At 71.4% G+C, this 25,726-nt stretch carries 24 protein-coding genes; 15 read left to right on the top strand and 9 right to left on the bottom strand.

All coding sequences use genetic code 11. From position 1 onward, the window contains the following. The first annotated feature begins 20 nt into the window (after nucleotides 1-20). From ACWD0J_RS05805 to ACWD0J_RS05855, 11 genes are all read left to right on the top strand, one after another. Nucleotides 21-1,265 (top strand): cytidylyltransferase domain-containing protein, encoded by a 1,245-nt coding sequence (locus ACWD0J_RS05805; protein ID WP_451494495.1) that lies wholly within the window; start codon nucleotides 21-23, stop codon nucleotides 1,263-1,265. A 14-nt stretch (nucleotides 1,266-1,279) separates the two neighbouring features. Next, nucleotides 1,280-2,218, top strand: a complete 939-nt coding sequence (locus ACWD0J_RS05810) for an N-acetylneuraminate synthase family protein (protein ID WP_451494496.1) — start codon at nucleotides 1,280-1,282, stop codon at nucleotides 2,216-2,218. Nucleotides 2,219-2,266: 48 nt separating this feature from the next. Further along, complete coding sequence (locus tag ACWD0J_RS05815; protein WP_451494497.1) at nucleotides 2,267-3,355, top strand: hypothetical protein; 1,089 nt, start codon at nucleotides 2,267-2,269, stop codon at nucleotides 3,353-3,355. 567 nt (nucleotides 3,356-3,922) lie between these two features. After that, nucleotides 3,923-5,170, top strand: a complete 1,248-nt coding sequence (locus ACWD0J_RS05820) for a M20 family metallopeptidase (protein WP_451494498.1) — start codon at nucleotides 3,923-3,925, stop codon at nucleotides 5,168-5,170. Between the two features lie 366 nt (nucleotides 5,171-5,536). Further along, nucleotides 5,537-6,589, top strand: coding sequence for a BMP family lipoprotein (locus tag ACWD0J_RS05825; RefSeq protein ID WP_451494499.1), 1,053 nt, complete (start codon nucleotides 5,537-5,539; stop codon nucleotides 6,587-6,589). A 353-nt stretch (nucleotides 6,590-6,942) separates the two neighbouring features. Beyond that, on the top strand, nucleotides 6,943-7,989 hold the full coding sequence (locus ACWD0J_RS05830) for a BMP family lipoprotein (protein ID WP_451494500.1): 1,047 nt from the start codon (nucleotides 6,943-6,945) through the stop codon (nucleotides 7,987-7,989). Between the two features lie 151 nt (nucleotides 7,990-8,140). Then, nucleotides 8,141-9,778, top strand: coding sequence for an ABC transporter ATP-binding protein (locus tag ACWD0J_RS05835; RefSeq protein WP_451494501.1), 1,638 nt, complete (start codon nucleotides 8,141-8,143; stop codon nucleotides 9,776-9,778). After that, nucleotides 9,778-10,902, top strand: a complete 1,125-nt coding sequence (locus ACWD0J_RS05840) for an ABC transporter permease (protein ID WP_451494502.1) — start codon at nucleotides 9,778-9,780, stop codon at nucleotides 10,900-10,902. Before ACWD0J_RS05835 ends, ACWD0J_RS05840 begins: the two co-directional genes overlap by 1 nt. Continuing rightward, nucleotides 10,899-12,164, top strand: coding sequence for an ABC transporter permease (locus tag ACWD0J_RS05845; protein ID WP_451494503.1), 1,266 nt, complete (start codon nucleotides 10,899-10,901; stop codon nucleotides 12,162-12,164). Before ACWD0J_RS05840 ends, ACWD0J_RS05845 begins: the two co-directional genes overlap by 4 nt. Then, the gene (locus ACWD0J_RS05850; RefSeq protein WP_451494504.1) at nucleotides 12,161-12,568 is read left to right on the top strand and encodes a cytidine deaminase; all 408 of its coding nucleotides are present in this window, start codon (nucleotides 12,161-12,163) and stop codon (nucleotides 12,566-12,568) included. Before ACWD0J_RS05845 ends, ACWD0J_RS05850 begins: the two co-directional genes overlap by 4 nt. Nucleotides 12,569-12,661: 93 nt before the next feature. Then, a complete protein-coding gene (locus ACWD0J_RS05855; protein ID WP_451494532.1) occupies nucleotides 12,662-13,939 on the top strand; it encodes a thymidine phosphorylase in 1,278 nt (425 codons plus the stop codon). Nucleotides 13,940-14,088: 149 nt separating this feature from the next. Here ACWD0J_RS05855 and ACWD0J_RS05860 read toward each other — a convergent pair whose 3' ends face one another. Continuing rightward, nucleotides 14,089-15,012 carry an AEC family transporter gene (locus ACWD0J_RS05860; RefSeq protein WP_451494505.1) on the bottom strand — a complete coding sequence of 308 codons (924 nt, stop codon included), beginning with the start codon at nucleotides 15,010-15,012 and terminating at the stop codon, nucleotides 14,089-14,091. A 162-nt stretch (nucleotides 15,013-15,174) separates the two neighbouring features. On the opposite strand from ACWD0J_RS05860, the gene ACWD0J_RS05865 reads away from it, so the two are divergent. Next, nucleotides 15,175-15,561: an STAS domain-containing protein gene (locus ACWD0J_RS05865; protein WP_451494506.1), complete on the top strand. Its 387-nt coding sequence runs from the start codon at nucleotides 15,175-15,177 to the stop codon at nucleotides 15,559-15,561. Here the strand turns inward: ACWD0J_RS05865 and ACWD0J_RS05870 are convergent. Further along, on the bottom strand, nucleotides 15,445-16,461 hold the full coding sequence (locus ACWD0J_RS05870) for a sigma-70 family RNA polymerase sigma factor (protein WP_451494507.1): 1,017 nt from the start codon (nucleotides 16,459-16,461) through the stop codon (nucleotides 15,445-15,447). The two genes, ACWD0J_RS05865 and ACWD0J_RS05870, sit on opposite strands and share 117 nt — an antisense overlap. Nucleotides 16,462-16,703: 242 nt before the next feature. Beyond that, nucleotides 16,704-17,984 (bottom strand): MFS transporter, encoded by a 1,281-nt coding sequence (locus ACWD0J_RS05875; protein WP_451494508.1) that lies wholly within the window; start codon nucleotides 17,982-17,984, stop codon nucleotides 16,704-16,706. Between the two features lie 63 nt (nucleotides 17,985-18,047). Between ACWD0J_RS05875 and ACWD0J_RS05880 the strand changes: the two genes are divergently transcribed. Beyond that, nucleotides 18,048-19,022, top strand: coding sequence for a LysR substrate-binding domain-containing protein (locus ACWD0J_RS05880; protein ID WP_451494509.1), 975 nt, complete (start codon nucleotides 18,048-18,050; stop codon nucleotides 19,020-19,022). A 120-nt stretch (nucleotides 19,023-19,142) separates the two neighbouring features. On the opposite strand, the gene ACWD0J_RS05885 is transcribed toward ACWD0J_RS05880, so the two are convergent. Further along, the gene (locus ACWD0J_RS05885; RefSeq protein ID WP_451494510.1) at nucleotides 19,143-19,904 is read right to left on the bottom strand and encodes a prolyl oligopeptidase family serine peptidase; all 762 of its coding nucleotides are present in this window, start codon (nucleotides 19,902-19,904) and stop codon (nucleotides 19,143-19,145) included. 113 nt (nucleotides 19,905-20,017) lie between these two features. On the opposite strand from ACWD0J_RS05885, the gene ACWD0J_RS05890 reads away from it, so the two are divergent. Next, on the top strand, nucleotides 20,018-21,181 hold the full coding sequence (locus ACWD0J_RS05890) for an adenosine deaminase (protein WP_451494511.1): 1,164 nt from the start codon (nucleotides 20,018-20,020) through the stop codon (nucleotides 21,179-21,181). 139 nt (nucleotides 21,182-21,320) lie between these two features. After that, on the top strand, nucleotides 21,321-21,677 hold the full coding sequence (locus ACWD0J_RS05895; protein ID WP_451494512.1) for an ATP-binding protein: 357 nt from the start codon (nucleotides 21,321-21,323) through the stop codon (nucleotides 21,675-21,677). A 78-nt stretch (nucleotides 21,678-21,755) separates the two neighbouring features. Here the strand turns inward: ACWD0J_RS05895 and ACWD0J_RS05900 are convergent, their stop codons facing one another. The 5 genes from ACWD0J_RS05900 to afsQ1 all read right to left on the bottom strand — a co-directional run bounded on the left by ACWD0J_RS05900 (nucleotide 21,756) and on the right by afsQ1 (nucleotide 25,525). Then, entirely contained in the window at nucleotides 21,756-21,959 is a 204-nt protein-coding gene (locus ACWD0J_RS05900; protein ID WP_067438441.1) for a PspC domain-containing protein, read from the bottom strand. Nucleotides 21,960-22,052: 93 nt separating this feature from the next. After that, the gene (locus ACWD0J_RS05905; protein WP_451494513.1) at nucleotides 22,053-22,604 is read right to left on the bottom strand and encodes a VanZ family protein; all 552 of its coding nucleotides are present in this window, start codon (nucleotides 22,602-22,604) and stop codon (nucleotides 22,053-22,055) included. An 82-nt stretch (nucleotides 22,605-22,686) separates the two neighbouring features. Continuing rightward, entirely contained in the window at nucleotides 22,687-23,289 is a 603-nt protein-coding gene (locus ACWD0J_RS05910; protein ID WP_451494514.1) for a hypothetical protein, read from the bottom strand. After that, the gene (locus ACWD0J_RS05915; protein ID WP_451494515.1) at nucleotides 23,289-24,851 is read right to left on the bottom strand and encodes an ATP-binding protein; all 1,563 of its coding nucleotides are present in this window, start codon (nucleotides 24,849-24,851) and stop codon (nucleotides 23,289-23,291) included. Before ACWD0J_RS05915 ends, ACWD0J_RS05910 begins: the two co-directional genes overlap by 1 nt. After that, a complete protein-coding gene (afsQ1, locus tag ACWD0J_RS05920; protein WP_055611283.1) occupies nucleotides 24,848-25,525 on the bottom strand; it encodes a two-component system response regulator AfsQ1 in 678 nt (225 codons plus the stop codon). The genes ACWD0J_RS05915 and afsQ1 overlap by 4 nt, the downstream gene beginning before the upstream one ends. Between the last annotated feature and the right edge of the window lie 201 nt (nucleotides 25,526-25,726).

The following is a 25,726-nucleotide window of genomic DNA, read 5'->3' on the forward strand; positions in this document are numbered from 1 at the left end:
CACGCCAAGGAGCAGACCCCATGACCAACTCGCGGACCGACCACCGTCCTTCGGTGCGCCGGGTGCTCGCGGTGATCCCCGCGCGCGGCGGTTCCAAGGGCGTGCCCGCGAAGAACCTCGCCCCCGTCGGCGGTGTCCCGCTGGTGACGCGGGCGGTGCGCGAGTGCCGGGCCACCCGGCTGGTGACGGACGTCGTGGTCTCCACCGACGACCAGGCCATCGCCGCCGCGGCCCGCCAGGCCGGCGCGGAGGTCGTGCTGCGGCCCGCCGCCATCGCCGGCGACACGGCGACCTCGGAGGCCGCGGTCCTGCACGCCATGGACGCGCACGAGGCCCTGCACGGGTCGCCCGTCGACGTCGTCCTGCTGGTGCAGTGCACCAGCCCCTTCCTCGCCCGCGAGGACATCGACGGGGTGGCCTCGGCGGTCGTGGAGAACGGCGCCGACACCGCGGTGACCGTGGCACCGTTCCACGGCTTCATCTGGCGGGACGCGGACACCGAGGCCACCTCCGAGGAGACCACCGGCGGTTACGGCGTCAACCACGACAAGTCCTTCCGCCCCCGCCGCCAGGACCGCCCCCAGGACCTCCTGGAGACCGGCGCCGCCTACGCGATGGAGGCGGCGGGCTTCCGCACGCACCAGCACCGCTTCTTCGGCCGCACCGAACTCGTGCGCACCGACCCGGCCCGGGTGCTGGAGATCGACGACCCGCACGACCTCGCCCGCGCCCGCGCCCTCGCCCCGCTGTTCGACGCGGACCGGCCCGGCGCCCTCCCGACCGCCGACGACGTCGACGCGGTGGTCCTGGACTTCGACGGCACCCAGACCGACGACCGGGTGCTGATCGACGCCGATGGAAAGGAGTTCGTCTCCGTGCACCGCGGGGACGGCCTCGGCATCGCGGCGCTGCGCAAGAGCGGCCTGCACATGCTGATCCTTTCCACGGAGCAGAACCCGGTCGTCGCCGCCCGCGCCCGGAAGCTCAGGCTCCCGGTCCTGCACGGCATCGACCGCAAAGACCTCGCGCTGAAGCAGTGGTGCGAGGAGCAGGGCATCGCGCCGGAGCGCGTGCTCTACGTCGGCAACGACGTCAACGACCTCCCGTGCTTCGCCCTCGTGGGCTGGCCCGTGGCGGTCGCGAGCGCCCACGACGTCGTGCGCGGCGCCGCACGCGCGGTCACCACCGTGTCCGGTGGCGACGGCGCGATCCGAGAGATCGCCAGCTGGATCCTCGGCCCTTCTCTCGACTCCCTCAACAAGTAAGGACAGTTCCTGCCATGAGCACCAACTCCCGTCTGCGCCAGTTCGGTTCGAAGACCGCCGGTCCCGGTCACCCCGTCTACATCTGCGGCGAGATCGGCATCAACCACAACGGCGAGCTGGAGAACGCCTTCAAGCTCATCGACGTGGCCGCCGAGGCCGGCTGCGACGCCGTCAAGTTCCAGAAGCGCACGCCCGAGATCTGCACCCCGCGCGACCAGTGGGACATCGAGCGCGACACCCCCTGGGGCCGGATGACGTACATCGACTACCGCCACCGGGTGGAGTTCGGCGAGGACGAGTACCGGCAGATCGACGAGTACTGCAAGAGCAGGAACATCGACTGGTTCGCCTCCCCGTGGGACACCGAGGCCGTCGCCTTCCTGGAGAAGTTCGACGTCCCCGCCCACAAGGTGGCGTCCGCCTCCCTGACCGACGACGAGCTGCTGCGCGAGCTGCGCGCCACCGGCCGCACCGTCATCCTCTCCACCGGCATGTCGACCCCGAAGCAGATCCGCCACGCGGTCGAGGTCCTCGGCAGCGACAACATCCTGCTCTGCCACGCCACCTCGACGTACCCGGCCAAGGCCGAGGAGCTCAACCTCCGCGTGATCAACAGCCTCCAGGCCGAGTACCCGAACGTCCCGATCGGCTACTCCGGCCACGAGACGGGCCTGCAGACCACCCTCGCCGCCGTCGCCCTCGGCGCCACCTTCGTCGAGCGCCACATCACCCTGGACCGCGCCATGTGGGGCTCCGACCAGGCCGCCTCCGTCGAGCCCCAGGGCCTCACGCGCCTGGTGCGCGACATCCGCACCATCGAGGCGTCGCTCGGCGACGGCGTCAAGAAGGTCTACGAGTCCGAGCTCGGCCCGATGAAGAAGCTGCGCCGCGTCAGCGGTGTCGTCGCCGAGGCGGAGATCGCCGCGGCGGCGGGCGAGCCGGTCTCGGTCTGACCCCCACCCCACCAGAGCATCACTCACGACGGGACGGTCGTTTCGCAGATGAGCCGCCGCGCCGGATCCGCCGGCCCCCGCACCCTCGCCTTCGTGGAGAGTCCGGTACAGCTGCTGAACGTGCTGGAGTGGGCGCACGAGCACGCCCGCACGCGGGAGCACGAGCACGCGCCCGGCGCGGGGCTCACCCTCGTCGTCCTGTCCCCGACCGACCCCATGACCCGCGGCCAGCTGCGCCGCATGGCCGAACTCGCCCGCGAGGAGGGCCACGAGGTCCGCTGGGAGGAGGCACGGGGCGGCGCCATGGCCCCGTTCCAGACCATCGGCGGCCTGACCGGGATGCTCCGGCGGGCCGGCCGGGTGGTCCTCGGCGACCCCTTCTCCCGCTACGTCCAGCTGCTGCTGACCATCACCCGGGCCCGCGACCTGGTCGTGGTCGACGACGGCACGGCGACCATGGAGTTCGTCGCCCAGCTGGCCAGCGGTGAGCGCCTGGTGCGCTGGCACCGCAAGGGCGGCCGGCCCGGTCCCCGGGACCTCGTCTTCGCGCCGGTGTCGTCGGTGGCCCGCAGACGGCTGACGCCGAGCGAGGACCACCGGGTGGAGATCTTCTCCTCCATGCCCATGGAGGAGCCCCCGGCCGGTGTCACGGTCACCGCGAACACCTTCGCCTGGACCCGCGACCGGTTCGGCCCGCCCCGGATCACCAAGGGCGCGGACCTGGTCGGCACCTCGCTGGTGGAGACGGGCGTCGTCGACACCGACCGCTATCTGGAGGCCGTCCAGGCCCTGGCCAAGACGCACGGGGCGACCCGGTACTTCGCCCATCGCCGCGAGAGCACGGAGAAGCTGCACCGGCTGGCCGTGGAGTCGGGACTGGAGATCGTCCGCCCCGACCTCCCCCTCGAACTGATAGCCCGCCGCGGCCCGGTCGGCCGGACGATCCTCAGCTTCCCCTCGACCGTCGTCCACACCCTCCCGCTCGCCCTGTCCGGCACGGAGGTACGGGTCGCGGTCTGCGACATCGACCCCGACTGGCTCACCGACAAGGCCTCCCCGCGGGCTCAGGGCTTCCTGTCCGGAGTGACGGGCACGGCCCGCGACGTACACCGGCTGTCGGCGGTCACCGCGGTCTAGGGTCTCGCTCCAGCGGTCTGTCGCCCAGCCCGTCGGGGTGGTGTGCGCCGTACACGCCGGCGATGGCGTCGTACGCACTCCGAGTGGCCGCTATGAACTCCGGATCCTGAGCACTCACGCTGCCGCACCCCAGCGGCGCGACGGGAGCCCCGCCCGCGCTGTGCCGGACGGCCGCCGGACGGCCGCCGGACGGACACCACAGCGGAGGCGGAGTGTGGTCTCGTGCACACCGCCCGGACCACGACGAACGGCCGCAGCGCCCTCGAACACTGCGCTGAACTGGCCTTTCACCGCATCGCAGGGGGTCGCGCCGGCCCTTCGCGACCACCACCCCCGGTCGTCCGACAGGTGAACAGACCGGCTTCTTCTTGGTCAGGCGTGGTATCCGTGAAGGAGGGATGGTGTCGCACGGCAGGCACTTCGCCGGAAAATCGGCGAGTGTACCCATCCTGAACGGTACATATGCGTTCGGCGGTCAGATTATTTCCGTCTCACGGGTTGATCTTTTGTTGATCGTGGGTCAGTCGACCGGTCGGACGTCCTACCCTTCAGAGGGTGAAGCAATTGATGTCCCTAGAGTCCGAGGCCGATCTTTCCGGGGAAGCCCTGCTTCCCGGAGCGCTGCCCGAGGCGCTCCGTGCCGAGCTCGTCGCCTTCCGCCGCGACCTGCACATGCACCCCGAGCTGGGCAATCAGGAGTTCCGCACCACGGCGGCGATCAAGGAGCGGCTGGAGAAGGCGGGCCTGAAGCCGCGCGTCCTGCCCGTCGGCACCGGGCTCGTGTGTGACATCGGGGAGTGGGACGAGGGCCGGCCCATGCTCGCCCTCCGCGCCGACATCGACGGCCTGCCCATCCCGGACATGAAGACCGAGTGCCCGTACCGCTCCACCGTGCCGGACCGGGCCCACGCCTGCGGCCACGACGTCCACACCACCGTCGTGCTCGGCGCCGGCCTGGTGCTCGCGGACCTGCACCGGCAGGGCTTGCTGCCCCGGCCGGTGCGGCTGATCTTCCAGCCCGCCGAGGAGGTGCTGCCCGGCGGCGCCGCCGACGCCATCGACTGCGGGGTGCTCGAAGGCGTCGGGCAGATGATCGCCGTGCACTGCGACCCCCGGGTCGACGCCGGACGGATCGGACTGCGCGCGGGCGCCATCACCTCCGCCTGCGACCGGCTGGAGATCTCCCTCGCCGGACCCGGCGGACACACCGCCCGCCCCCATCTGACGACCGACCTGGTCACCGCCGCCGCCCGGGTGGTCACCGACGTGCCCGCGCTCGTCGCCCGCCGCATCGACACCCGCGCCGGACTCGCCGTGACCTGGGGCCGGATCGAGTCCGGCCACGCCCCGAACGTGATCCCGCAGCACGCCGAGCTCGCCGGGACCGTGCGCTGCCTGGACATCGACGCCTGGCGGGACGCGCCCGACATCGTGGTCGCCGCGATCGACGAGGTCGCCAACCTGCACCGCGCCAAGTCGGAGATCAACTACGTGCGCGGAGTCCCGCCCGTGGTCAACGACCCCGAGGTCACCGAGCTGCTCCGGGACGCCATGACGGCACGCCGGGGCGCCGACTCCGTGGAGAGCACCGTGCAGAGCCTCGGCGGCGAGGACTTCTCCTGGTACCTCCAGCACGTGCCCGGCGCCATGGCCCGCCTCGGCGTGCGCACCCCCGGCGAGCGGACCGTGCGCGACCTCCACCAGGGCGACTTCGACGCCGACGAGTCCGCGATCCAGGTGGGCGTGGAACTGTTCACGGCGGCCGCGCTGCTCGACGGCGGGCTCCGGGGCCCGTCCCCCGCGGCGGCCGTGTAGCACCGGCTGCTCCCCGGCCGCGGAGCACCTGGGAGCGCCTGGCACCTCGAAGCCGCCCCGGCCGCGGCGCGCCAGGGCTCCGCTCCGGTTGCGGCCGGGGCGGAGCCGGGGGAATCTGGGCGCGTGGCGCTCGGACAGGTGCGTCATCACGCTGAGGGCGCCCAGGGGTACGGACAGTCGTGGAAACCCGAGGGGTGCAATGTCCCGACGGCACCTTTCGATCCGGTGGTTCACAGGGACGTAACCGGCCATCGGCACGAATGGATAACGGCCACGCAAAGCCCCGTTCCCAGGAGTGTCTACGCGCGTTACTCTGCGCCGAACTGAGCACCCACTGCGGGGCTTTGGAGAATGGGGAACTTCGAGATGCGTCAGATATCCAAACTGACCCGCGTCGCGGTGGGGGTCGCGTCGCTCGCACTCGCCGCCACCGCCTGCGGCGGGACGAGCAGCGACAGCGGCAGTGACACGGAGGCCAAGGACGACCTGGGTCTCGCCATCGCGTACGACGTCGGCGGCAAGGGCGACCAGTCCTTCAACGACGCCGCGTACGCCGGCCTGCAGAAGGCCCAGAAGGAGTTCGGTTACAAGACCGACGACGTGGAGCCCACCGAGGGTGAGACCGACGCGGACAAGGAACAGCGTCTGGGCTCCCTCGCCAAGCAGGGCTACAACCCCGTCATCGGCGTCGGCTTCGCCTACGGCCCCGCGATGGAGGCCGTGTCCAAGAAGTACCCGAAGACCACCTTCGGCATCGTCGACTCCGTGGTCGAGGGCGACAACGTGGCGTCCCTCGTCTTCGCCGAGGAGCAGGCCTCCTACCTCGCCGGTGTCGCCGCCGCCAAGGCCACCAAGACCAACACCGTCGGCTTCGTGGGCGGCGTCGACGTCCCCCTGATCCACAAGTTCGAGGCCGGCTACAAGCAGGGCGTCCAGGACACCAGCGGCGGCAAGGTCAAGGTCATCCCGCAGTACCTGACGCAGACCGCGCAGGAGGGCGGCTTCTCCAGCCCGGACAAGGGCAAGGCCGCCGCCGAGGGCCAGATCGAGAAGAAGGCCGACGTCATCTACCAGGCCGCCGGTCTCTCCGGCCAGGGTGTGATCGAGGCCGCCGCCAAGGCGAAGGTCTGGGCGATCGGCGTCGACTCCGACCAGTACCAGCAGGCGGCCCTCGCCTCGTACAAGAACTACATCCTGACGTCCGCGCTCAAGGACGTCGGCGGCGCGGTGTACTCCCTGGCGAAGTCCGTCCAGGACGGCAAGCCGCTGAACGGCATCCAGACCTTCGACCTGAAGGTCAACGGTGTCGGCCTGTCCGAGAGCAACCCCGAGTTCGCGAAGATCGCGGGTCTCACCGCCGCCGTGGCCAAGGCCAAGGGCGAGATCATCGACGGCACCATCAAGGTGAAGACCGAGTAGCACCGGCCCGCGTACCGCCTGAACGGGCGAACGTGGTCGAATCAGTGCGAAGCGGGCGGGCGCCCAGGGTGCCCGCCCGCTTCGGCGTTCCCGGCGCGGGTCACCCTGCGCCACCTTCCCTTCGCGGTCGGCAAGCCTTCGGCGGCGGGCGAAGGCGGCTTGGCCACGGGCCGATAACAAGGTGGACAGAAGGGGTTTTCAGGCAGGTCTACGCGCGTTAATCTGCGGCGAAGCCAGCGTCGAAGCCGAACCGTCCGGCGCTGAGCGACCCCGGGCAAGTGTGAGCACGCCCCCGACGACGCTGGAACGCACCCGCGCTTCCCCGGACCCGCTATACGACAGGAGCACCACACATGCGCCGGATTTCCCGGATCACGGTCGCAGGCGCAGCGACCGCCTCTCTGGCCCTCGCGCTCTCCGCCTGTGGCGGGACCTCGACCTCCAGCTCGTCGGAGTCGAAGGGCGACAAGGGTCTCGCCATCGCGTACGACGTCGGCGGCAAGGGCGACCAGTCCTTCAACGACGCGGCGTTCGCGGGCCTGGAGCAGGCGAAGAAGGAGTTCGGCTACGAGACGGACGACGTGGAGCCCACCGAGGGCGAGACCGACGCCGACAAGGCCCAGCGGCTGTCCTCGCTGGCCAAGCAGGGCTACAACCCGGTGATCGGGGTCGGCTACGCCTACGCGCCGGCCGTCAAGGAGGTCGCGGCGAAGTACCCGGACACCACCTTCGGCATCGTGGACGACTCCACGATCCAGGCGAAGAACGTGGCCGACCTGGTCTTCTCCGAGGAGCAGGCCTCCTACCTCGCCGGTGTCGCCGCCGCCAAGGCCACCAAGACCAAGGTCGTCGGCTTCGTCGGCGGTGTCGACATCCCGCTGATCCACAAGTTCCAGGCGGGCTTCGAGCAGGGCGTCAAGGACACCGACCCCAAGGTCAAGGTGCTCCCGCAGTACCTCACGCAGACCGCGGAGGAGGGCGGCTTCTCCAGCCCCGACAAGGGCAAGACGGCCGCCGAGGGCCAGATCGAGAAGAAGGCGGACGTCGTCTACGCGGCCGCCGGTCTCTCCGGCCAGGGCGTGATCCAGGCCGCCGCCGCGAACAAGGTCTGGGCGATCGGCGTCGACTCCGACCAGTACCGCCAGGAAGCCCTCGCCGAGTACAAGGACGCCATCCTCACCTCGGCGATGAAGGACGTGGCCAAGGCGGTCTACAACCTGGCGAAGTCGGTCGAGGACGGCAAGCCCGAGACCGGTATCGTCAGGGGCGATCTGAAGACCGGTGAGGTCGGCCTCTCGGACTCCAACCCGAAGTTCGCGGACGACGCCGAGCTCCAGGAAGCCATCGAGACGGCCAAGGAGAAGATCATCAGCGGCGGGATCAAGGTCAAGAGCAGCTGACACAGCAACACCTCGAGCAGCGTGTAACCGCGGGGTTACGTCCGCTCAACGGGGTACGGGGAGGCTGGCTCCCCGTACCCCGTTGTCTCGGCGACGCCCCCTTTCGATGCCGTAGGGGCGCTACGCGCGTAGGCGACCCCCGTCCCCAGGAGTGTGCGCCATCAAAGCGTCCAGCAGCCCTCCGGCCGGAGCGGCGGTCAACGGTCAGTCGACCGCCGTCGAACTCGCCGGGATCACCAAGCGTTTCCCGGGCGTCGTGGCCAACCACGACATCCACCTCACCGTCCGCAAGGGCACCGTCCACGCCCTGGTCGGCGAGAACGGTGCCGGCAAGTCGACGCTGATGAAGATCCTCTACGGCATGCAGAAGCCGGACGAGGGGACCATCGCGATCGACGGCGAGAAGGTCACCTTCTCGTCACCGGCCGACGCCATCGTCCGCGGCATCGGCATGGTCCACCAGCACTTCATGCTCGCCGACAACCTCACGGTGCTGGAGAACGTGGTGCTGGGCAGCGAGAAGCTGTACGGCATCGGCGCCAGGGCCCGCCGCAAGATCAAGGAACTCTCCGAGCGCTACGGCCTCGACGTCGAGCCCGACCTCCTGGTCGAGGAGCTCGGCGTGGCCGCCCGCCAGCGCGTGGAGATCCTCAAGGTCCTCTACCGCGGCGCCGACACGCTGATCCTGGACGAGCCGACGGCGGTCCTGGTGCCGCAGGAGGTGGACGCGCTGTTCGCCAACCTCCGCGAGCTCAAGTCCGAGGGACTGTCGGTCATCTTCATCTCCCACAAGCTGGGCGAGGTCCTCTCCGTCGCCGACGAGATCACGGTCATCCGCCGCGGCACCACCGTCGGCACCGCGGTGCCCGCCGAGACCACCCCGCGCCAGCTCGCCGAGATGATGGTCGGCAGCGAGCTGCCCACGCCGGAGACCGCCGAGTCCACGGTCACCGACCGCCCCGTCCTCACCGTGGAGAAGCTGCGGCTGGAGACAGCGGGCGGCAAGGCGCTCCTCGACGACATCACCTTCACCATCCACGCGGGCGAGATCCTGGGCATCGCCGGCGTCGAGGGCAACGGCCAGACCGAGCTGGTGGACGCGCTCATCGGCCTCAAGGCCGCCGACTCCGGCACCATCTCCCTCGCCGGGGACGAGATCACCGCCTGGCCCACCCGCAAGCGCCGCGAGCAGGGCATCGGCTACATCCCCGAGGACCGCCATCGCCACGGCCTGCTCCTGGAGGCCCCCCTCTGGGAGAACCGCATCCTCGGGCACGTCACGGAGAAACCCAACGCCAAGGGCGTGTGGCTGGACCCGAAGGCCGCCCAGGAGGACACCCGCCGGATCGTCGAGGCGTACGACGTCCGCACCCCCGGCATCGACGTCACCGCCGCCTCCCTGTCCGGCGGCAACCAGCAGAAGCTGATCGTCGGCCGCGAGATGACCCACAAGCCGCGCTTCCTCATCGCCGCCCACCCCACCCGCGGCGTGGACGTCGGCGCGCAGGCCGCCATCTGGGACCACATCCGCGAGGCCCGCCGCGAAGGGCTGGCCGTGCTGCTGATCTCCGCCGACCTCGACGAGCTGATCGGCCTGTCCGACACCCTGCGCGTGATCTACAACGGCAGACTGGTCGCCGACGCCGACCCGGCCACCGTCACCCCGGAGGAACTCGGCTCGGCCATGACGGGTGCCGCGACCGGACACCTCGAACACGACGACAACGCCGCTGACGCCCCTGAGTCCCCGGCAGCCGCCCCGGAGACTCCACAAGACGAGGCCCGCTGATGAAGAAGTTCGACAAGGAGCGCGTGCTCCTCGCGGTGGCCGGCCCGGTCATCGCGCTCGCCGTGGCCTTCGCCCTGTCCGCGGTCGTCCTGATCGCCTCGGGCAAGAACCCGTTCGAGCCGTTCCAGATCATGTTCGAGCAGGCCACGTTCTCCGACATCCAGGTCCTGATCATCAACCAGGCCTCGCTGTACTACGTCGCGGCCCTCGCGGTGGCCATCGGCTTCCGGATGAACCTGTTCAACATCGGCGTGGACGGCCAGTACCTGCTCGGCGCCATCATGGCGGCGATCGTCGGCGCCCACGTCGACCTGCCGGCGTTCCTCCAGATCCCGCTGCTGCTGCTCACCGCGATCTGCACCGGCGCCTTCTGGGCCGGCATCGCCGGTGTCCTCAAGGTCACCCGCGGAGTCAGCGAGGTCGTCGCGACGATCATGCTGAACGCCATCGCGACCTCCGTCATCGGCTACCTCTGGCTGCCGAACGTCTTCGGCGTCAAGATCGGCAACAACAGCACCACCGGCGAGATGGCCGAGTCCGGCTGGGTGCCCGGCATCGACATGGGCGCCGCCGGCGAGATCTACGGCCTGGTGATCCTCGCCGCGGTGCTCGGCATCGGCTACTGGGTCGTCCTCAACCGCACCCGCTTCGGCTTCGACCTGCGCGCCTCCGGCGCCTCCGAGTCCGCCGCCGCGGCCAGCGGTGTCGACCCCAAGCGGATGGTGCTCAGCGCCATGCTGATCTCCGGTGCCATCGCCGGTCTCGCGGGCCTGCCGATCCTGCTCGGCGACACCCACACCTACAGCCTGAACTTCCCCACCGGCATCGGCTTCCTCGGCATCGGCATCGCCCTGCTCGGCCGCAACAGCCCGGTCGGCATCGCCTTCGCCGCCCTGCTGTGGGCCTGGCTCGACAAGGCCTCGCCCGAGCTGGACTTCCACGACTACGACAAGGAGATCGCGGTCATCATGCAGGGCCTGATCGTGCTCTCGGTCGTCGTCTCGTACGAGGCCGTGCGCGAGTGGGGTCTGCGCCGCCAGCAGCGCCGGGTCGGCGCCGAACTGGCCGCCGGTCACGTCCTCGGCGCCACCGACAACGTCAAGAAGGAGGTGGCCGGCCGATGACCACCGTGACCGACCTCAACCAGCCCACGCTCCAGCCCGCGGCGCCGACCGGCCGCCGTATGTCGCTGCCCGTGCTGCTGCTGGTCATCGCCGGCGCCCTGGCACTGACCTCGATCGTCCGGATCATCACCGGCGCCGACGGCATCACCAACGTCAGCCAGATGTCCACCGCGCTCCAGCTCGCCGTCCCGATCGGCCTCGCCGGTCTCGGCGGTCTGTGGGCCGAGCGCGCGGGCGTCGTCAACATCGGCCTCGAAGGCATGATGATCCTCGGCACCTGGTTCGGCGCCTGGGCCGGCTTCCAGTGGGGCCCGTGGACCGGCGTCCTGGTCGGCATCATCGGCGGCGCGATCGGCGGCCTGCTGCACGCCCTGGTCACCGTCACCTTCAACGTCAACCACATCGTCTCCGGTGTGGCCATCAACATCCTCGCCCTCGGCGCCACCCGCTACCTCGCCCCGCTCGCCTTCGAGGGCCACCAGGGCGGCACCGCCAAGCAGTCACCGCCGGTGGACTCCCTCGGCCACTTCACGGTGCCGGGACTCTCCGACGGACTCAGGGAACTGAACGAGAAGGGCTGGTTCCTGGTCTCGGACATCGCGGGCCTGCTCGGCGGACTGGTCACCAACGTCTCCTGGCTGACCCTGATCGCCGTCGCGCTGATCCCCGGCACCTGGTGGGTGCTGTGGCGCACGGCGTTCGGTCTGCGGCTGCGCTCCTGCGGCGAGAACCCGGTCGCGGCCGAGTCCCTCGGCGTGAACGTCTACAAGTACAAGTACATCGCCGTGATCATCTCCGGCGGTCTGGCCGGCCTCGGCGGCGCCTTCCTCGCCATCGTCGCCAACCCCTTCTACCTGGAGGGCCAGACCAGCGGCCGCGGCTACATCGGCCTCGCCGCGATGATCTTCGGCAACTGGATGCCGGGCGGACTCGCCATCGGCGCCGGCCTGTTCGGCTACACCGACAGCCTCAACCTGCGCGGCGGCTCCGAGAACGTGCACGCGCTGCTGCTGCTCGGCGCGCTGCTGCTGATCATCGGCGCGATCTGGCTGGCGGTGCGGAAGAAGTACGTACACGCGGTGATCACGCTGATCGTCGGCGCGCTGGTGTTCGCCTGGTACGCCGGCACCGACGAGGTGCCGAACCAGGTCGTCTCCGCCACGCCGTACGTCATCACGCTGGTCGTCCTCGGGCTCTCCGCGCAGCGCCTGCGGATGCCGAAGGCGGACGGGATGCCCTACCGGAAGGGACAGGGCAAGTGACCCCGCGCGGGCCCGCCTGCGTCGACTGGGAGAAGCTGCGCGCGGCGGCCCGGGACGCCATGTCCCGGGCGTACGCCCCGTACTCCGGCTACCCGGTCGGCGTGGCGGCCCAGGTCGACGACGGCCGTACGGTCACCGGCTGCAACGTGGAGAACGCCAGTTACGGTCTCGGCCTGTGCGCCGAGTGCGGACTGGTCTCCGAGCTGCAGAACACCGGGGGCGGTCGCCTCACGCACTTCACGTGCGTGGACGGCCAGGGCGACATCCTCGTCCCGTGCGGCCGCTGCCGGCAGCTGCTGTACGAGTTCGGCGGCCCCGACCTGCTCCTGGAGACCCCGGCGGGCATCCTGCCGCTGTCCGAGATGCTGCCGCAGGCCTTCGGACCGGGCCATCTCGCCAAGTAATTCCCGCGCGGTCCCTCTGAGCTGCTCGCTCCGGTCACTCAGGGGGCCGCGCGGTTTCCGCATGCTTTTCGGAAGGAAGGCCACGCCATGGCCATGGACGTCATCTCCGTCATCCGCACCAAGCGGGACCGCGGTGAGCTCAGCGACGCGCAGATCGACTGGGTCATCGACGCGTACACCCGCGGGGAGGTCGCCGACGAGCAGATGTCCGCGCTCGCCATGGCGATCCTGCTCAACGGCATGAACCGCCGTGAGATCGCGCGCTGGACGGCCGCGATGATCGCCTCCGGCGAGCGCATGGACTTCTCGGCGCTGTCCCGCCCGACCGCCGACAAGCACTCCACGGGCGGCGTCGGCGACAAGATCACCCTCCCGCTGGCCCCGCTGGTCGCGGCCTGCGGCGCGGCGGTCCCGCAGCTGTCGGGCCGCGGCCTCGGCCACACCGGCGGCACGCTGGACAAGCTGGAGTCCATCCCCGGCTGGCGGGCGCTGCTCTCCAACGAGGAGATGCTCTCCGTGCTCGACGGCACCGGCGCGGTGATCTGCGCGGCGGGCGACGGCCTGGCCCCCGCCGACAAGAAGCTGTACGCCCTGCGGGACGTGACCGGCACGGTGGAGGCCATCCCGCTGATCGCCTCCTCGATCATGTCGAAGAAGATCGCCGAGGGCACCGGCTCGCTGGTCCTGGACGTGAAGGTGGGCACCGGCGCCTTCATGAAGACGATCGAGGACGCCCGCGAACTGGCGTCCACGATGGTCGGCCTCGGCACCGACCACGGCGTGCGGACGGTCGCCCTCCTCACGGACATGTCGACGCCGCTGGGCCTGACCGCGGGCAACGCGCTGGAGGTCCGCGAGTCGGTGGAGGTCCTGGCGGGCGGCGGCCCGGCGGACGTCGTGGAACTGACCCTGGCTCTGGCCCGGGAGATGCTGGACGCGGCGGGCATCAAGGACGCCGACCCGGCGAAGGCCCTGGCCGACGGCTCCGCGATGGACGTCTGGCGCCGCATGATCGCGGCCCAGGGCGGCGACCCGGACGCGGAGCTTCCCACCGCCCGCGAGCAGCATGTCGTCAAGGCCCCGGCCACCGGCGTCCTGACCCGCCTCGACGCCTACGGCGTCGGCGTCGCCGCCTGGCGGCTGGGCGCCGGCCGCGCCCGCAAGGAGGACCCGGTGCAGGCGGGCGCCGGCGTGGAGCTGCACGCCAAGCCCGGCGACACAGTGAGCGAGGGCCAGCCGCTGCTGACCCTGCACACGGACACGCCCGAGCGGTTCGCGTACGCGCTCCAGGCGGTCGAGGGTTCCTACGACATCGCGGCACCGGGAACGGCGTTCACGGCGTCGCCGGTGGTCCTGGAACGTATCGCCTGACCTGGCGCTTCTCCCTTCCGGGTGAACGGGACCGGTGAACCCCCACCGGTCCCGTCCGGCGTGCATGAACCGGTGACGCGCCGACAGGGACCGCCGGCCCGCTCCCTCCGGCCTCGTCCTCGGCACCAGCACGTTCCCCGGGACGCGAGTCAGCCGAGCAGGGTCGCGACGACCACCAGCACCGGCACCGACAGCACCGTCGACACCAGGACCGAGTCCCGGGCCAGCCGCTCGCCCACCCCGTAGCTCGACGCGTACGTGAACAGGTTCTGCGCCGCCGGGAGGGCCGACGTCACCACCACGTCGAGGAGCTGGGCTCCGCGCAGGCCGAACACCCCCGCCGCCAGCGCCCACGCCACCGCCGGCTGGCCCACCGACTTCAGCGCGACCGAGAGCAGGACGAGGTGGCGGTCCGGGCCGCGGCCCGGCAGCGTGCTGCCGCACAGCGAGATGCCGAAGGCGAGCAGGACCGCCGGGACGGACATGTTGCCGATCAGGGTGACGGGGTCCATGACGGGGGCCGGGACGCGCACCCCGGCCGCCGAGACCGCGACCCCGGCCAGCGAGCCGAGCGCGATCGGATTGCGCAACGGGGTGAGGAGACGCTGCCACAGCGGGCCCTGCTCGCCGTCCCTTCCCGACAGGTCCAGGATCGTCAGCGCGACCGGCGTGAGCAGCAGGAGCTGGAACAGCAGCACCGGCGCCACCAGCGAGGCGTCGCCCAGGACGTACACGGCGATGGGGATGCCGAGGTTGCCCGAGTTGACGTAGCTGGAGCACAGCGCGCCGATCGTCGTACGGCCCACGCCCCAGCCGCGTACGACGCCCACCGCGATGAAGACACCCGCCGCCGCGGCCGTGCTCAGCGCGGTCACGAGCAGGCGGCTGGAGAAGAGTGCCGACAGGTCGGCCCGGGCCAGCGTGGTGAACAGCAGGGCCGGTGAGGCGACGTGGAAGGCGAGCCGCGTCAGCACCTCGCGGCCGTGCTCACCGAGGTGGCCGCCGCGCCCGAGCACATAGCCGACGCCGATGACGACGGCGATGACCGCGAACCCCGTCAGCACGCCTTGCACGGGACCTCCTCAGGGGTGAGGAGAGCGTGCGGTATCCAGGGCGGTGCAGATGGTTGGGACATACAGGCAACCCTCCGGGGAAGGAGGGCCGCGGGTCAATGTGATCCCGGTCGGTGGACCGCCGTGACGGCCCGTGGGCGGAGGCGGAACCCGCCGGCCGCGATGAGTTGCGCCCGCCCGCCCGGTCTACCGCTCGTGGACGCCATGACACCCGCTGTACTCGTACTGACCGGTCCCGTCACCCGGGACGAGGTGACCGGACTGTGCGACGACGCGCGGACGCTGCTGGAGGCCACCGGCGCCCGGACCGTGGTGTGCGACGTCGCGGGGCTCGGGCCGCCGGGCCTGGGAGCCGTCGACCTGCTGGCGCGGCTGGAGCTCACCGCCCGGCGGGCCGGGGCCCGGATCCGGCTGCGTGACCCCGCCCCCGCGCTACACGCCCTCCTCGACCTGGTCGGTCTCCGCTTCGAGGTGGAGGGGCAGCCCGAACAGCGGGAACCAGCGCTGGGTGTCGAGGAAGCAGTGGAACCCGGTGATCCGGCCCTGTGAGATCTCCAGGACCTGCACCGCCCACGGAACGAAGCCGCCCTTCTCCGGGTCCGGCTTGTACTGGGCGAACCCGGGCAGGCCGTTGACCTGGACCGGCAGCAGACGCGAACCGGCGCAGGGGGCGCCGAGGGTCGTCATGAAACCGGTGATGTCCTCGTGGCCGGTCAGCCACAGGTCGAACGGCGGCATCGTCATGACGGCGTCCTCGTGCAGCAGCGCCGTCAGCGCCGTCATGTCGTAGCCCTCGAAGGCGGCCACATAGCGGTCCAGGAGCTTTTGCTGCACCTCGTCCAGCGGGTCGGACACGGCCGCGTCGGCGCCGTGCTCCTCCCGCTCGGCGAGTGTCGCCCGCGCCCGCTGGAGCGCGCTGTTGACCGACGCGACCGACGTGCCGAGCAGCTCGGCGACCTCGCTCGCCCTCCAGGCCAGCACCTCGCGCAGGATCAGCACGGCGCGCTGCTTGGGCGGGAGCTGCTGCAGGGCGGCCATGAAGGCGAGCCGTACGGACTCCTTGGCGACGGCCGCCTCCGCCGGGTCCTCGGTCGTCGGCAGCACGCGGGTGTCCGGCATGGGCTCCAGCCAGGTGTGGTCCGGGCGGGGGGAGAGGGCGGCCTGGGCGAGGGGAGTGGCCTCGGTGAGGTCCATGGGGCGGGCGCGCTTGTTGCCGGCGCTCAGCATGTCCAGGCATACGTTCGTCGCGATGCGGTAGAGCCAGGAGCGGAGACTGGAGCGGCCCTCGAACTTCTCGTAGCTGCGCCAGGCCCGGACCATCGTGTCCTGGACCGCGTCCTCCGCCTCGAAGGAGGAGCCGAGCATGCGGTAGCAGTAGCCGGTCAGCTCCGTCCGGTGCTTCTCCAGTCTGACGTCGAGGTCTGCTGTCGTCGCCGTGCCGTTGGTCATCGTCGTCCACCCGCCCCTGTGGCCCTTCCGTCGTGCGCTTCTTCGCGCCTCGCACTTCGGAAGCTATCGCAGGGCACTGACAATGGCCTGGGGAGCGGGGAAAGGGGCAGGTGGGAGGGGGTGGGCCGTATGTTCGCGCCCCCGCCGCCCCTTCCCGTTCCCGACCTTCGGGGCTCCGCCCCGGACCCCGCTCCTCAAGCGCCGGAGGGGCTGATTCCAGGGGCGGCAGCCCTCAGGGACCCTCAGTGCGCCGCCGCCACCGGCCCCCGCCGGGACGCGACCCTGGCCGCCCGCGTCCCGAACACCGTGATCGTCACGACGCCGAGCACCGCCAGCAGGCCGACGCCGACCGTCCCGGCCCAGCCACCCGCGTGGAACGCCACCGCCCCGACCGTGCTCCCCGCACTGGAGCCGACGTAGTACGCCGACTGGTACAGCGCCGACGCCTGCGCCCGCCCCCGCGTCGCCGTCTTGCCGACCGCCGACGACGCGACCGCGTGCCCCGCGAAGAAGCCCCCGGTGATCAGGACCAGGCCCAGCAGGACCAGCGGGAGCGAGTCCGCCAGGGACAGCAGCAGCCCCGCCGCCGTCGTACCGCCCGCCGCGTACAGCGCGCCCCGCCGGCCCAGGCGGCCCACCAGCCGGCCGGCCGACGACGCCGACACCGTGCCCACCAGGTAGACCAGGAAGACCGAGCCGACGATGCCCTGGGGAAGGCCGAAGGGAGCCTCGGTCAGGCGGTACCCGATGACCGTGTACACGCCGCCGAACACCGTCATGAACAGCGCGCCGATCGCGTACAGCCGGCGCAGCAGCGGGTCGGCGAGGTGCTCGCGGACCGTGCCGGCCAGGATCCGGGGCCGCAGCGAGCCCGCCACGAAGTGCTTCGGCGTCGGCAGCAGGGCCCGGAAGGCCACCGCGCACGCCACCGCGACCGCGCCGATCACCCCGACCGCGACCCGCCAGCCCCACTCCTGCGCGACCCAGCCGGTGATGACCCGGCCGCTCATCCCGCCGACGCTGTTGCCCGCGACGAACAGGCCGATGGCCGTCACCAGCGCCTTGGGCGTGACCTCCTCCGCGAGATACGCGGCCGCCGAGGCCGGCAGCCCGGCCAGCGCCGCGCCCTGCACCGCACGCAGCGCGACCAGGGCGGTCAGCGAGGGGGCGAAGGGGACCAGCAGTCCGACGGTCACCGCGACCGCCAGCGAGGCCGTCATGACCGTACGGCGTCCGAACCGCTCGGACAGGGCGCTCATCGGCAGGACGAAGACCGCCAGCCCGCCGGTCGCCGCCGCCACCGTCCAGCTCGCCTCGCTGGCCGTCACGCCGAGGTCGCCGGAGATCAGCGGCAGCAGGGCCTGGGTGGAGTAGAGGAGGGCGAAGGTCGCGACACCGGCGAGGAAGAGGGCGAGGCTCATCCGGCGGTAGCCGGGACCGCCCGGGGTCATACGGGAGTCGGCGACGGGGGCGGAGGATGCGGCGCCCATGACGGTGGACGCCCCGGTACTGGCGGGAGACATGCCTCGAAACTACGGACACCCCCGATCATCCGTCCAATGCACGGAATCGTCATAATCGTTCCCATGGTGCATCAGCAGAGGTCACAGGCTCGTCTGTCACCGTCCAGTGACACAGAAGACAGGACAGAAGACAGGGCGGACATGCCGAGGCTGCTCGCCCCGCGCCTCGCGTACTTCGCCGGGGTGGCCCGTGTCGAGCACGTCACCCGTGCCGCCCAGGAGATGCAGGTCCCGCAGTCGACCCTGTCCCGGGCCATGGTCCGGCTCGAACAGGACCTGGGCGTCGACCTGTTCGCCCGCCGCGGCCGTACGGTGTCCCTCACTCCCGCCGGCCGCACCTTCCTCGCCTCCGTGGAACGCGCCCTCGCCGAGATCGGGCGGGCCGCCGACGAGGTCCGCGCGGACGCCGACCCGGCCACCGGCAAGGTCGCCTTCGGGTTCCTGCACACCATGGGCGCCGAGACCGTGCCGGGCCTCCTGCACGCCTTCCGCGCCGACCATCCGCGGGTCCGCTTCAGCCTCGTCCAGAACTACGGCGAGGCGATGATCGAACGCCTGCGGTCGGGGGAGCTGGACCTCTGTCTGACCTCCCCCGTCCCCGACGCCCCCGACCTGGTCGCCCGCCGTCTCGACGAACAGAAGCTCCGCCTCGTCGTCCCGGCCGACCACCGCCTGGCCGCCCGCCGCCGCATCCGTCTCGCCGAGGCCGCCGACGAACTGTTCGTCACCCTCGAACCCGGCTACGGGCTCCGCCGCATCACCGACGACCTGTGCCAGGAGGCCGGATTCCGGCCGCGGGTCGCCTTCGAGGGCGAGGAGGCGGAGACGTTGCGGGGTCTGGTGGCGGCGGGGCTCGGCGTGGCGCTCCTGCCGCCGCCCGCCGTCCCCCGCCCGGGGGTGGTGGAACTGACGGTCACGGCTCCCCGGGCGGCACGGGAGATCGGCGTCGCCTGGCTCGACGGCCACCCGGACACCCCGCCGGTGGCCGCCTTCAAGAAGTTCCTGCTCTCCCGGCGCGGCAACCTGCTGCCCACCTGAGGGCACACCCGAAGGTGCGCGAGGACCGCGCGACCCGCCGCGCACCACCCGCACCCCGCACCCGCACCCCGCACCCGCACCCCGCACCCGCACCCCGCGCCTGACCCCAGGCCCCGGGCGCTACCGCCGCAACGACCTGCCGAACCCCGCGGCCAACGGCATCCGCAACCCGAGCGGCGGCGGGGCCGCCAGCGCGTCCTCCACCGGCCGTGCCAGGGACCGTCCGAACAGCGCCCCCATCACGAAGTCCTCGGCCAGCGCGTGCACTTGGTCCCGGTGCTGGTGCAAGCCGTGTCCGTCGGAGTGCACTTCGAACCGGCACACCTCCCGGTTCGCCTTCTTCGCCCGGGACGCCAGCCGGAACGACAACTCCGGATCCGTCCGCTCGTCGTTCGTGCCGTGCACGATCAGCACCCGCCGCCCGGCGAGCTGTCTCACCGGTTCGGGGGTCGCGGCCACGTCCTCCTCCGGCAGCCAGGGGGCGATCGCCACCACGGAGCTGACGGCCTCGTGCCCGCCCGCGTGCAGCGCCGCGCGGGCGCCCATGTCGACACCGGCGAGGCAGACGGGGACATCGCCGTAACGCCGTACGACTTCCTCGACGGCCCAGGTCGCGTCGTGGGCCAGATGGGCCTCTTCGCCGTTCCAGCCGCGGTAGCGGTAGTGGACGACGTGGGTGGCGAGCCCCTCGTCGCGGCCCGCGCGGGCGAACCGGCGCCCCAGCGCCCGGACGGACGCGGTCGCCACCAGGGGGGACGGTCTGCGACGGGAGACCTCGTCGCCGCTCGGGAGCAGCAGGACCACTGCGCTCACCGCCGTCGGCTCCGGACCGAATGCCCGCCCCAGCCGGACCGTACGAACCGGCGTCGCTTGCTGTGCCATGACAGAACAGTGTCAGAAGCGCGGGTGTACGCCACCAGGCCGTGCGGTCACCGTTACGTATCGACGTATTCGTACACCGGGCGATCTACGCGCGTAGGAGTTAGAGTGCGCAGATGACGAGCCAGACTGACCGGATGGGGAACACCCCGAGCTCGGACCAGATCCGCCGGGCGCCCAAGGTTCTCCTGCACGACCACCTCGACGGCGGGCTGCGTCCCGGCACGATCGTCGACCTCGCCCGGGAGACCGGGTACGCCCACCTTCCCGAGACCGATCCGGACAAGCTCGGCGTCTGGTTCCGCGAGGCCGCCGACTCCGGTTCCCTGGAGCGGTACTTGGAGACCTTCTCGCACACCGTCGGCGTGATGCAGACCCGCGACGCCCTCGTGCGCATCGCCGCCGAGTGCGCCGAGGACCTCGCCGCGGACGGCGTCGTGTACGCCGAGGTGCGCTACGCCCCCGAGCAGCACCTGAGCGGCGGGCTCAGCCTGGAAGAGGTCGTCGAGGCCGTCAACGAGGGCTTCCGCGAAGGGGAGCGGCTCGCCCGCGCCAACGGTCACCGGATCCGGGTCGGCGCCCTGCTCACCGCCATGCGGCACGCGGCCCGCGCCCTGGAGATCGCCGAACTCGCCAACCGCTACCGCGACCTGGGCGTCGTCGGCTTCGACATCGCGGGCGCGGAGGCGGGCTACCCGCCCACCCGGCACCTCGACGCCTTCGAGTACCTCAAGCGCGAGAACAACCACTTCACCATCCACGCCGGCGAGGCCTTCGGACTGCCGTCCATCTGGCAGGCCCTCCAGTGGTGCGGCGCCGACCGCCTCGGGCACGGGGTGCGCATCATCGACGACATCCAGGTCCACGAGGACGGCACGGTGAAGCTCGGACGGCTCGCCTCCTACGTGCGGGACAAGCGGATCCCGCTGGAGCTGTGCCCCAGTTCCAATCTCCAGACCGGGGCGGCATCCTCGTACGCCGAGCACCCGATCGGGCTGCTGCGCCGCCTGCACTTCCGGGCGACCGTGAACACGGACAATCGCCTGATGTCCGGCACCAGTATGAGCCGGGAATTCGAGCACCTTGTCGAGGCGTTCGGTTACACGCTCGACGACATGCAGTGGTTCTCCGTCAATGCGATGAAATCAGCGTTCATTCCTTTCGATGAACGACTCGGGATGATCAGTGACGTCATCAAGCCCGGATATGCCGAGCTGAAGTCCGAATGGCTGTTCCGGCAAACGGCTTCCACCAGCGGTTCCGTGGCCTCGGAAGGCTGAGCCACAGAAATGCGGGAGTACGGAATGCGGGCGGGTCCTCACCACCCGTCCGCATTTCGATGTTTGCGGCGAGCGCCTTCCTGTGATTACGGTCGTGGACCGCTCACATCTCCGTAACCCCATTTCGAGGACGCATTTCATGAAGCAGTCTGCTGCCAAGACCCTCGGTGTCGCCGCCCTCGGTGCCGCCTTCGCCGCCTCTGGTGCGGGCGCCGCGAACGCCGCCCCCGCCGTCCCGGACGCCACGCAGGCGCTGGGCGGTGTCACCAAGACGCTGCCGGCGGAGAACGTCACCAAGGCGCTGCCGGGTGGCGGCGAGGCCCTTTCCCAGGCCCAGCCGGCCCTCGGCTCGGGCCTGACCGCCGTGCAGCCGGTCGTCGAGAACCTGCTCGCCGAGGGCCCGACCGCCCCGGTCGCCGGTCTGCTCGGCGGTCTGCCGATCGGCAAGGGCCTGCCCACGCACGGCCTGCCCGTGAACGGTCTGCCGATCGGCTGACCCGCGCCGCCCCGGAACGCGCCGGTGGGGCGCATCCCTGGACACGGGGTGCGCCCCACCGGCGTACGTGCCAGGCGGTCACCAGGCTGTGCGCGCGGCCTTGCCCTCCGACGGGAACAGGATCCACAGCGCGATGTAGAGCAGGAACTGCGGGCCCGGAAGCAGGCAGGAGACCAGGAAGATGACGCGCATGGTCGTCGCGGAGGTGCCGAAGCGCCGTGCCAGCGCGGCACACACTCCGCCGATCATGCGGCCGTTGGTGGGGCGGGCGAGGCGGGACATTGCGGCTCCTTCGTGAGCGTCTGCCGGAGACGGTCCGAGTGACCGCCTCGTCTGATGTCAAAGCTACGCAGACGAAGGGGACGAAGCATCGCTCTACGGTGCGATCCCGACCCTGGGAATCGTCGGGGTACGACCCTGAGACGGGTCCTCCTGGCGGACGGAGCGCAGGTCGGCGCGCTCGTTATGGCGGCGGAGGCGGGAGCGGGCCGCCGGGACGAGCGCCGCGTGCGCGAGGGCCACGCCCACCGTGTTCAGGATCAGCGAGTCGACGTCGACGCGCTGTCCGGGCACCCCGGTCTGCAGCAGTTCGACGCCCAGCGAGATCAGGGCGCCGGCCGCGGTCGTCCGCAGGAGCGAGGCGAGCGGGGAGACCGCGAGCCTGCCGTGGGCCAGCGGGAACAGCACGCCCAGCGGGGCGAGCAGGGCGAGCCCCCCGGCGATGCGCCGGCTCGCCTCCACCGGGCCCAGGGCCAGGTCGGACCGGATGCCGGCCAGCGGATGCCAGTTGGCGGGCATCACCCACGGGACGTCCAGCGGACGCAGCGTCAACCAGGCGGCGAACGCGAGATGTGCGACAAGGAGGACACCCCCTGCCACACGGACGCTGATCGCGGCGCTGCCGCCGATGGAGCCTTGACGCTGCACGCCCCCCTAGACGCGGCCTCCGGCACGATCGGTTCCGGGTCACCCGCAGGTACGTGCATGAGGCGTGCGCCACAGGGGTACGTCAGCCGCCCGCCACCTCGCTCGACGGCGGCTCGGTGCTGCCCGGGCGGGTGCGGACCTCGTCCGTGCACTCGTAGCGGCGCGGCCGCTCACCGGCCGGGCCGCCGAGGACCACTGAGCCGTCGCCCTCCGCCGCCGCCGAGTCGGAGAACGTGCACACCAGCTGGGCGAGGGCGTAGGAGGTCAGGTCGCCGGGCGGGCTGCTCAGCCGCAGCGCGTCCGCCGGGTCGGCGGGGCGCGGCGCGCTCACCGTCATGCCGCCGCGCACGTCGGTGGTGTAGCCGGCCTCCTTCTCCGCGCGCGACGGCGTCGCGGCGAGCTCGTCCAGCAGCCCCTGGGCCACCAGCACGCGCCGCTCGGAGTCCGCCGTACCGTCCGGCACGCGCAGCGCCCGGTCGACGGCCACCAGCGACGAGCCGCACAGCAGGAACACCTGCACCGCCAGGCCGCGCGCGGCCCGGGTGGAGACGTCCGGCTCGGACAGCGAGCAGCGCACCCGAGAAGGCGCGGGCCCGAAGTCGGTCGGCACCTCGGTGGCCCGGATCCCGCACCCGGTGAGCAGCGCGGCCAGCGCCGGGAGCGCCAGCAGGCGTCGTCCGTTCATCAGGCGTCCCCCTTGCCCTTCTCGCCGTCGCCGGCCTCCTCCGTGAGGTCCGACGTGTCCCGCGGCAGCCGCAGGGTGAACACCGCGCCGCCCTCGGCGGAGTTGGCGGCGGTGAGCTCGCCGCCGTGGATGTGGGCGTTCTCCAGGGCGATGGACAGGCCCAGGCCGCTGCCCTCGGAACGCGGCCGGGAGGCGCTGGCCTTGTAGAACCGGTCGAAGACGTGCGGCAGGACGTCCTCGGGGATGCCGGGCCCGTGGTCCCGCACCTCGATGACGACCTTGTCGTCGGCCTCCCGTACCCCCACCCGCACCGGCGACCCTCCGTGCTTGAGCGCGTTGCCGATCAGGTTGGCCATGATCACGTCCAGGCGGCGCGGGTCGAGGCGGGCGTGGATGCCGCGCTCGGCGTCCAGCTCCACCGCGTCCAGCCAGGCCCGCGCGTCGATGCACGCGGTGATCTGGTCGACCACGTCGACGTCGTCCAGCACCAGCCGTGCGGTGCCCGCGTCGAAGCGGGTGACCTCCATGAGGTTCTCGACCAGGTCGTTCAGCCGCCGGGTCTCGCTCACCACCAGCCGTACGGCGGGCTCGATCATCGGGTCGACGCTGCCGGACCCCATCTCCAGCTCGTCCTCCAGCACCTCCGTCACGGCGGTGATGGCGGTCAGCGGCGTCCGGAGTTCGTGGGACATGTCCGCCACGAAGCGCCGGGAGGCGTCGTCCCGGGCCGCCATGTCCGCCACCCGTTTCTCCAGCGCCGCGGCCGCGTTGTTGAACGTCCGTGACAGATCGGCCAGTTCGTCGGTCCCCGACACCCGCAGCCGGGTGTCCAGCCTTCCCTCGCCGAGCCGCCGGGCGGCCACGCCCAGGCGTTGCATCGGCTTCAGCACGGTCGTCGCGGCGGCCTGCGCCAGCAGCGCGGAGCCGACCAGCGCCAGCGCCGTGGCGATCCCCAGCGACCAGGCCAGCGAGTTGAGGTCCTTCGCCTCCGGCTCCAGCGACTTGAGCATGTAGCCGGTCGGCCCGCCACCGATCACCTTGGTGCCGGCCACCAGATACGGGGAACCGTGGATCCCCACCCGCTGCCAGTACAGGTGGTACGGGTACTTGTTGGCCGAGTTCACCGACTGCCGCTTGTTCACCGCCTCGCGCAGCGACGCCGGCACGTCCTGGACCGTGAAGCCGTTCAGGGCGCCGGAGTTGCCGTACACGGTCGTGCCGCTCGCGTCCTGGGCGACCAGCACCACACTGAAGCGCTGGCTGCTGTTGGCCATCTGGCCCGCGGTGTGCTGCAGTTCGTCCTGCGAGGGGTGCTCCGGCAGCGCGCCCGCCCGGTTCTGCATCTCCTGCTCGAAGCCGCGCAGCACCGCGTCCTGGGTACGGGTGAGCACGGCCTCACGGTTGAGCCAGTAGGCGATCCCGGACGCGGACACCGCGGCGGTCAGCGCCACCAGCCCGAACACGACGACCAGCCGCAGCCGCAGACTGGTGAACCGAAGCTTCGACCACACTCCCCGACGATCCGCGGCCCAGCCGCGGATCCCGCCCCCCGCTCGGGTCACTGAGGACTGTCCAGCCGGTAACCGACACCCCGCACGGTACGGATCAGCGTCGGGGACGACGGCACGTCCTCGACCTTGGCGCGCAGGCGCTGCACACAGGCGTCCACCAGCCGCGAGTCGCCCAGGTAGTCGTGCTCCCACACCAGGCGCAGCAACTGCTGCCGCGACAGCGCCTGGCCCGGCCGCCGGCTCAGTTCGAGCAGCAGCCGCAGCTCGGTCGGGGTGAGCTGGAGGTCCTCGCCGTTCTTGGTCACGGTCATGGCCGCACGGTCGATGACCAGCGAGCCGAAGGTGGCCGCGTCGTTCGCCTCCCGTTCGCCGCGCCGCAGCACGGCCCGGATCCGGGCGTCCAGCACCCGCCCCTGCACGGGCTTGACCACATAGTCGTCGGCACCGGACTCCAGCCCGACGACGACGTCGATGTCGTCGCTGCGCGCGGTCAGCAGGATGATCGGCAGCTGGTCGGTGCGCCGGATGCGCCGGCACACCTCGAACCCGTCGATGCCGGGCAGCATCACGTCCAGCACGATCAGATCCGGCCGCTGCTCACGCAGCAGCTTCAGGCCGTCCTCGCCGGTGGCAGCAGTGGCAACCCGATGTCCCTGGCGCGTAAGAGACAGCTCCAGGGCCGTACGGATGGCGTCGTCGTCCTCGATCAGCAACAGGGAAGGCACGGGCTCATTCTGGCCCATGGCGGGGTCGCGCTGCGACACCTGTCCTTGTACGGCCTCCCCCTGTATTTCTTCGGGCCGATAGCGCTCTTGTCTGTGGGGGTGCTGTGCCGCGTCCGGCAGCGACGTCCGAGGAAGGGCCCTGTGACAGGTCTGTGACAGTCGGCGGACACGGCGATGAAGTGGCCCCGGCAAGCTTCTCGG

The sequence above is a fragment of the Streptomyces sp. NPDC003011 genome, assembly GCF_053591515.1.

Excerpts from the sequence above, each read along its gene's own strand:
- ACWD0J_RS05885 (WP_451494510.1), bottom strand. The coding sequence starts at position 19,904 with ATGGCACAGCAAGCGACGCCGGTTCGTACGGTCCGGCTGGGGCGGGCA.
- ACWD0J_RS05900 (WP_067438441.1), bottom strand. The coding sequence starts at position 21,959 with ATGTCCCGCCTCGCCCGCCCCACCAACGGCCGCATGATCGGCGGAGTG.
- ACWD0J_RS05815 (WP_451494497.1), top strand. The coding sequence starts at position 2,267 with ATGAGCCGCCGCGCCGGATCCGCCGGCCCCCGCACCCTCGCCTTCGTG.
- ACWD0J_RS05845 (WP_451494503.1), top strand. The coding sequence starts at position 10,899 with ATGACCACCGTGACCGACCTCAACCAGCCCACGCTCCAGCCCGCGGCG.
- ACWD0J_RS05830 (WP_451494500.1), top strand. The coding sequence starts at position 6,943 with ATGCGCCGGATTTCCCGGATCACGGTCGCAGGCGCAGCGACCGCCTCT.
- ACWD0J_RS05810 (WP_451494496.1), top strand. The coding sequence starts at position 1,280 with ATGAGCACCAACTCCCGTCTGCGCCAGTTCGGTTCGAAGACCGCCGGT.
- ACWD0J_RS05890 (WP_451494511.1), top strand. The coding sequence starts at position 20,018 with ATGACGAGCCAGACTGACCGGATGGGGAACACCCCGAGCTCGGACCAG.
- ACWD0J_RS05805 (WP_451494495.1), top strand. The coding sequence starts at position 21 with ATGACCAACTCGCGGACCGACCACCGTCCTTCGGTGCGCCGGGTGCTC.
- ACWD0J_RS05820 (WP_451494498.1), top strand. The coding sequence starts at position 3,923 with ATGTCCCTAGAGTCCGAGGCCGATCTTTCCGGGGAAGCCCTGCTTCCC.
- ACWD0J_RS05840 (WP_451494502.1), top strand. The coding sequence starts at position 9,778 with ATGAAGAAGTTCGACAAGGAGCGCGTGCTCCTCGCGGTGGCCGGCCCG.
- ACWD0J_RS05880 (WP_451494509.1), top strand. The coding sequence starts at position 18,048 with ATGGTGCATCAGCAGAGGTCACAGGCTCGTCTGTCACCGTCCAGTGAC.
- ACWD0J_RS05825 (WP_451494499.1), top strand. The coding sequence starts at position 5,537 with ATGCGTCAGATATCCAAACTGACCCGCGTCGCGGTGGGGGTCGCGTCG.
- ACWD0J_RS05910 (WP_451494514.1), bottom strand. The coding sequence starts at position 23,289 with ATGAACGGACGACGCCTGCTGGCGCTCCCGGCGCTGGCCGCGCTGCTC.
- ACWD0J_RS05870 (WP_451494507.1), bottom strand. The coding sequence starts at position 16,461 with ATGACCAACGGCACGGCGACGACAGCAGACCTCGACGTCAGACTGGAG.
- ACWD0J_RS05855 (WP_451494532.1), top strand. The coding sequence starts at position 12,662 with ATGGACGTCATCTCCGTCATCCGCACCAAGCGGGACCGCGGTGAGCTC.
- ACWD0J_RS05865 (WP_451494506.1), top strand. The coding sequence starts at position 15,175 with ATGAGTTGCGCCCGCCCGCCCGGTCTACCGCTCGTGGACGCCATGACA.
- ACWD0J_RS05895 (WP_451494512.1), top strand. The coding sequence starts at position 21,321 with ATGAAGCAGTCTGCTGCCAAGACCCTCGGTGTCGCCGCCCTCGGTGCC.
- ACWD0J_RS05875 (WP_451494508.1), bottom strand. The coding sequence starts at position 17,984 with ATGTCTCCCGCCAGTACCGGGGCGTCCACCGTCATGGGCGCCGCATCC.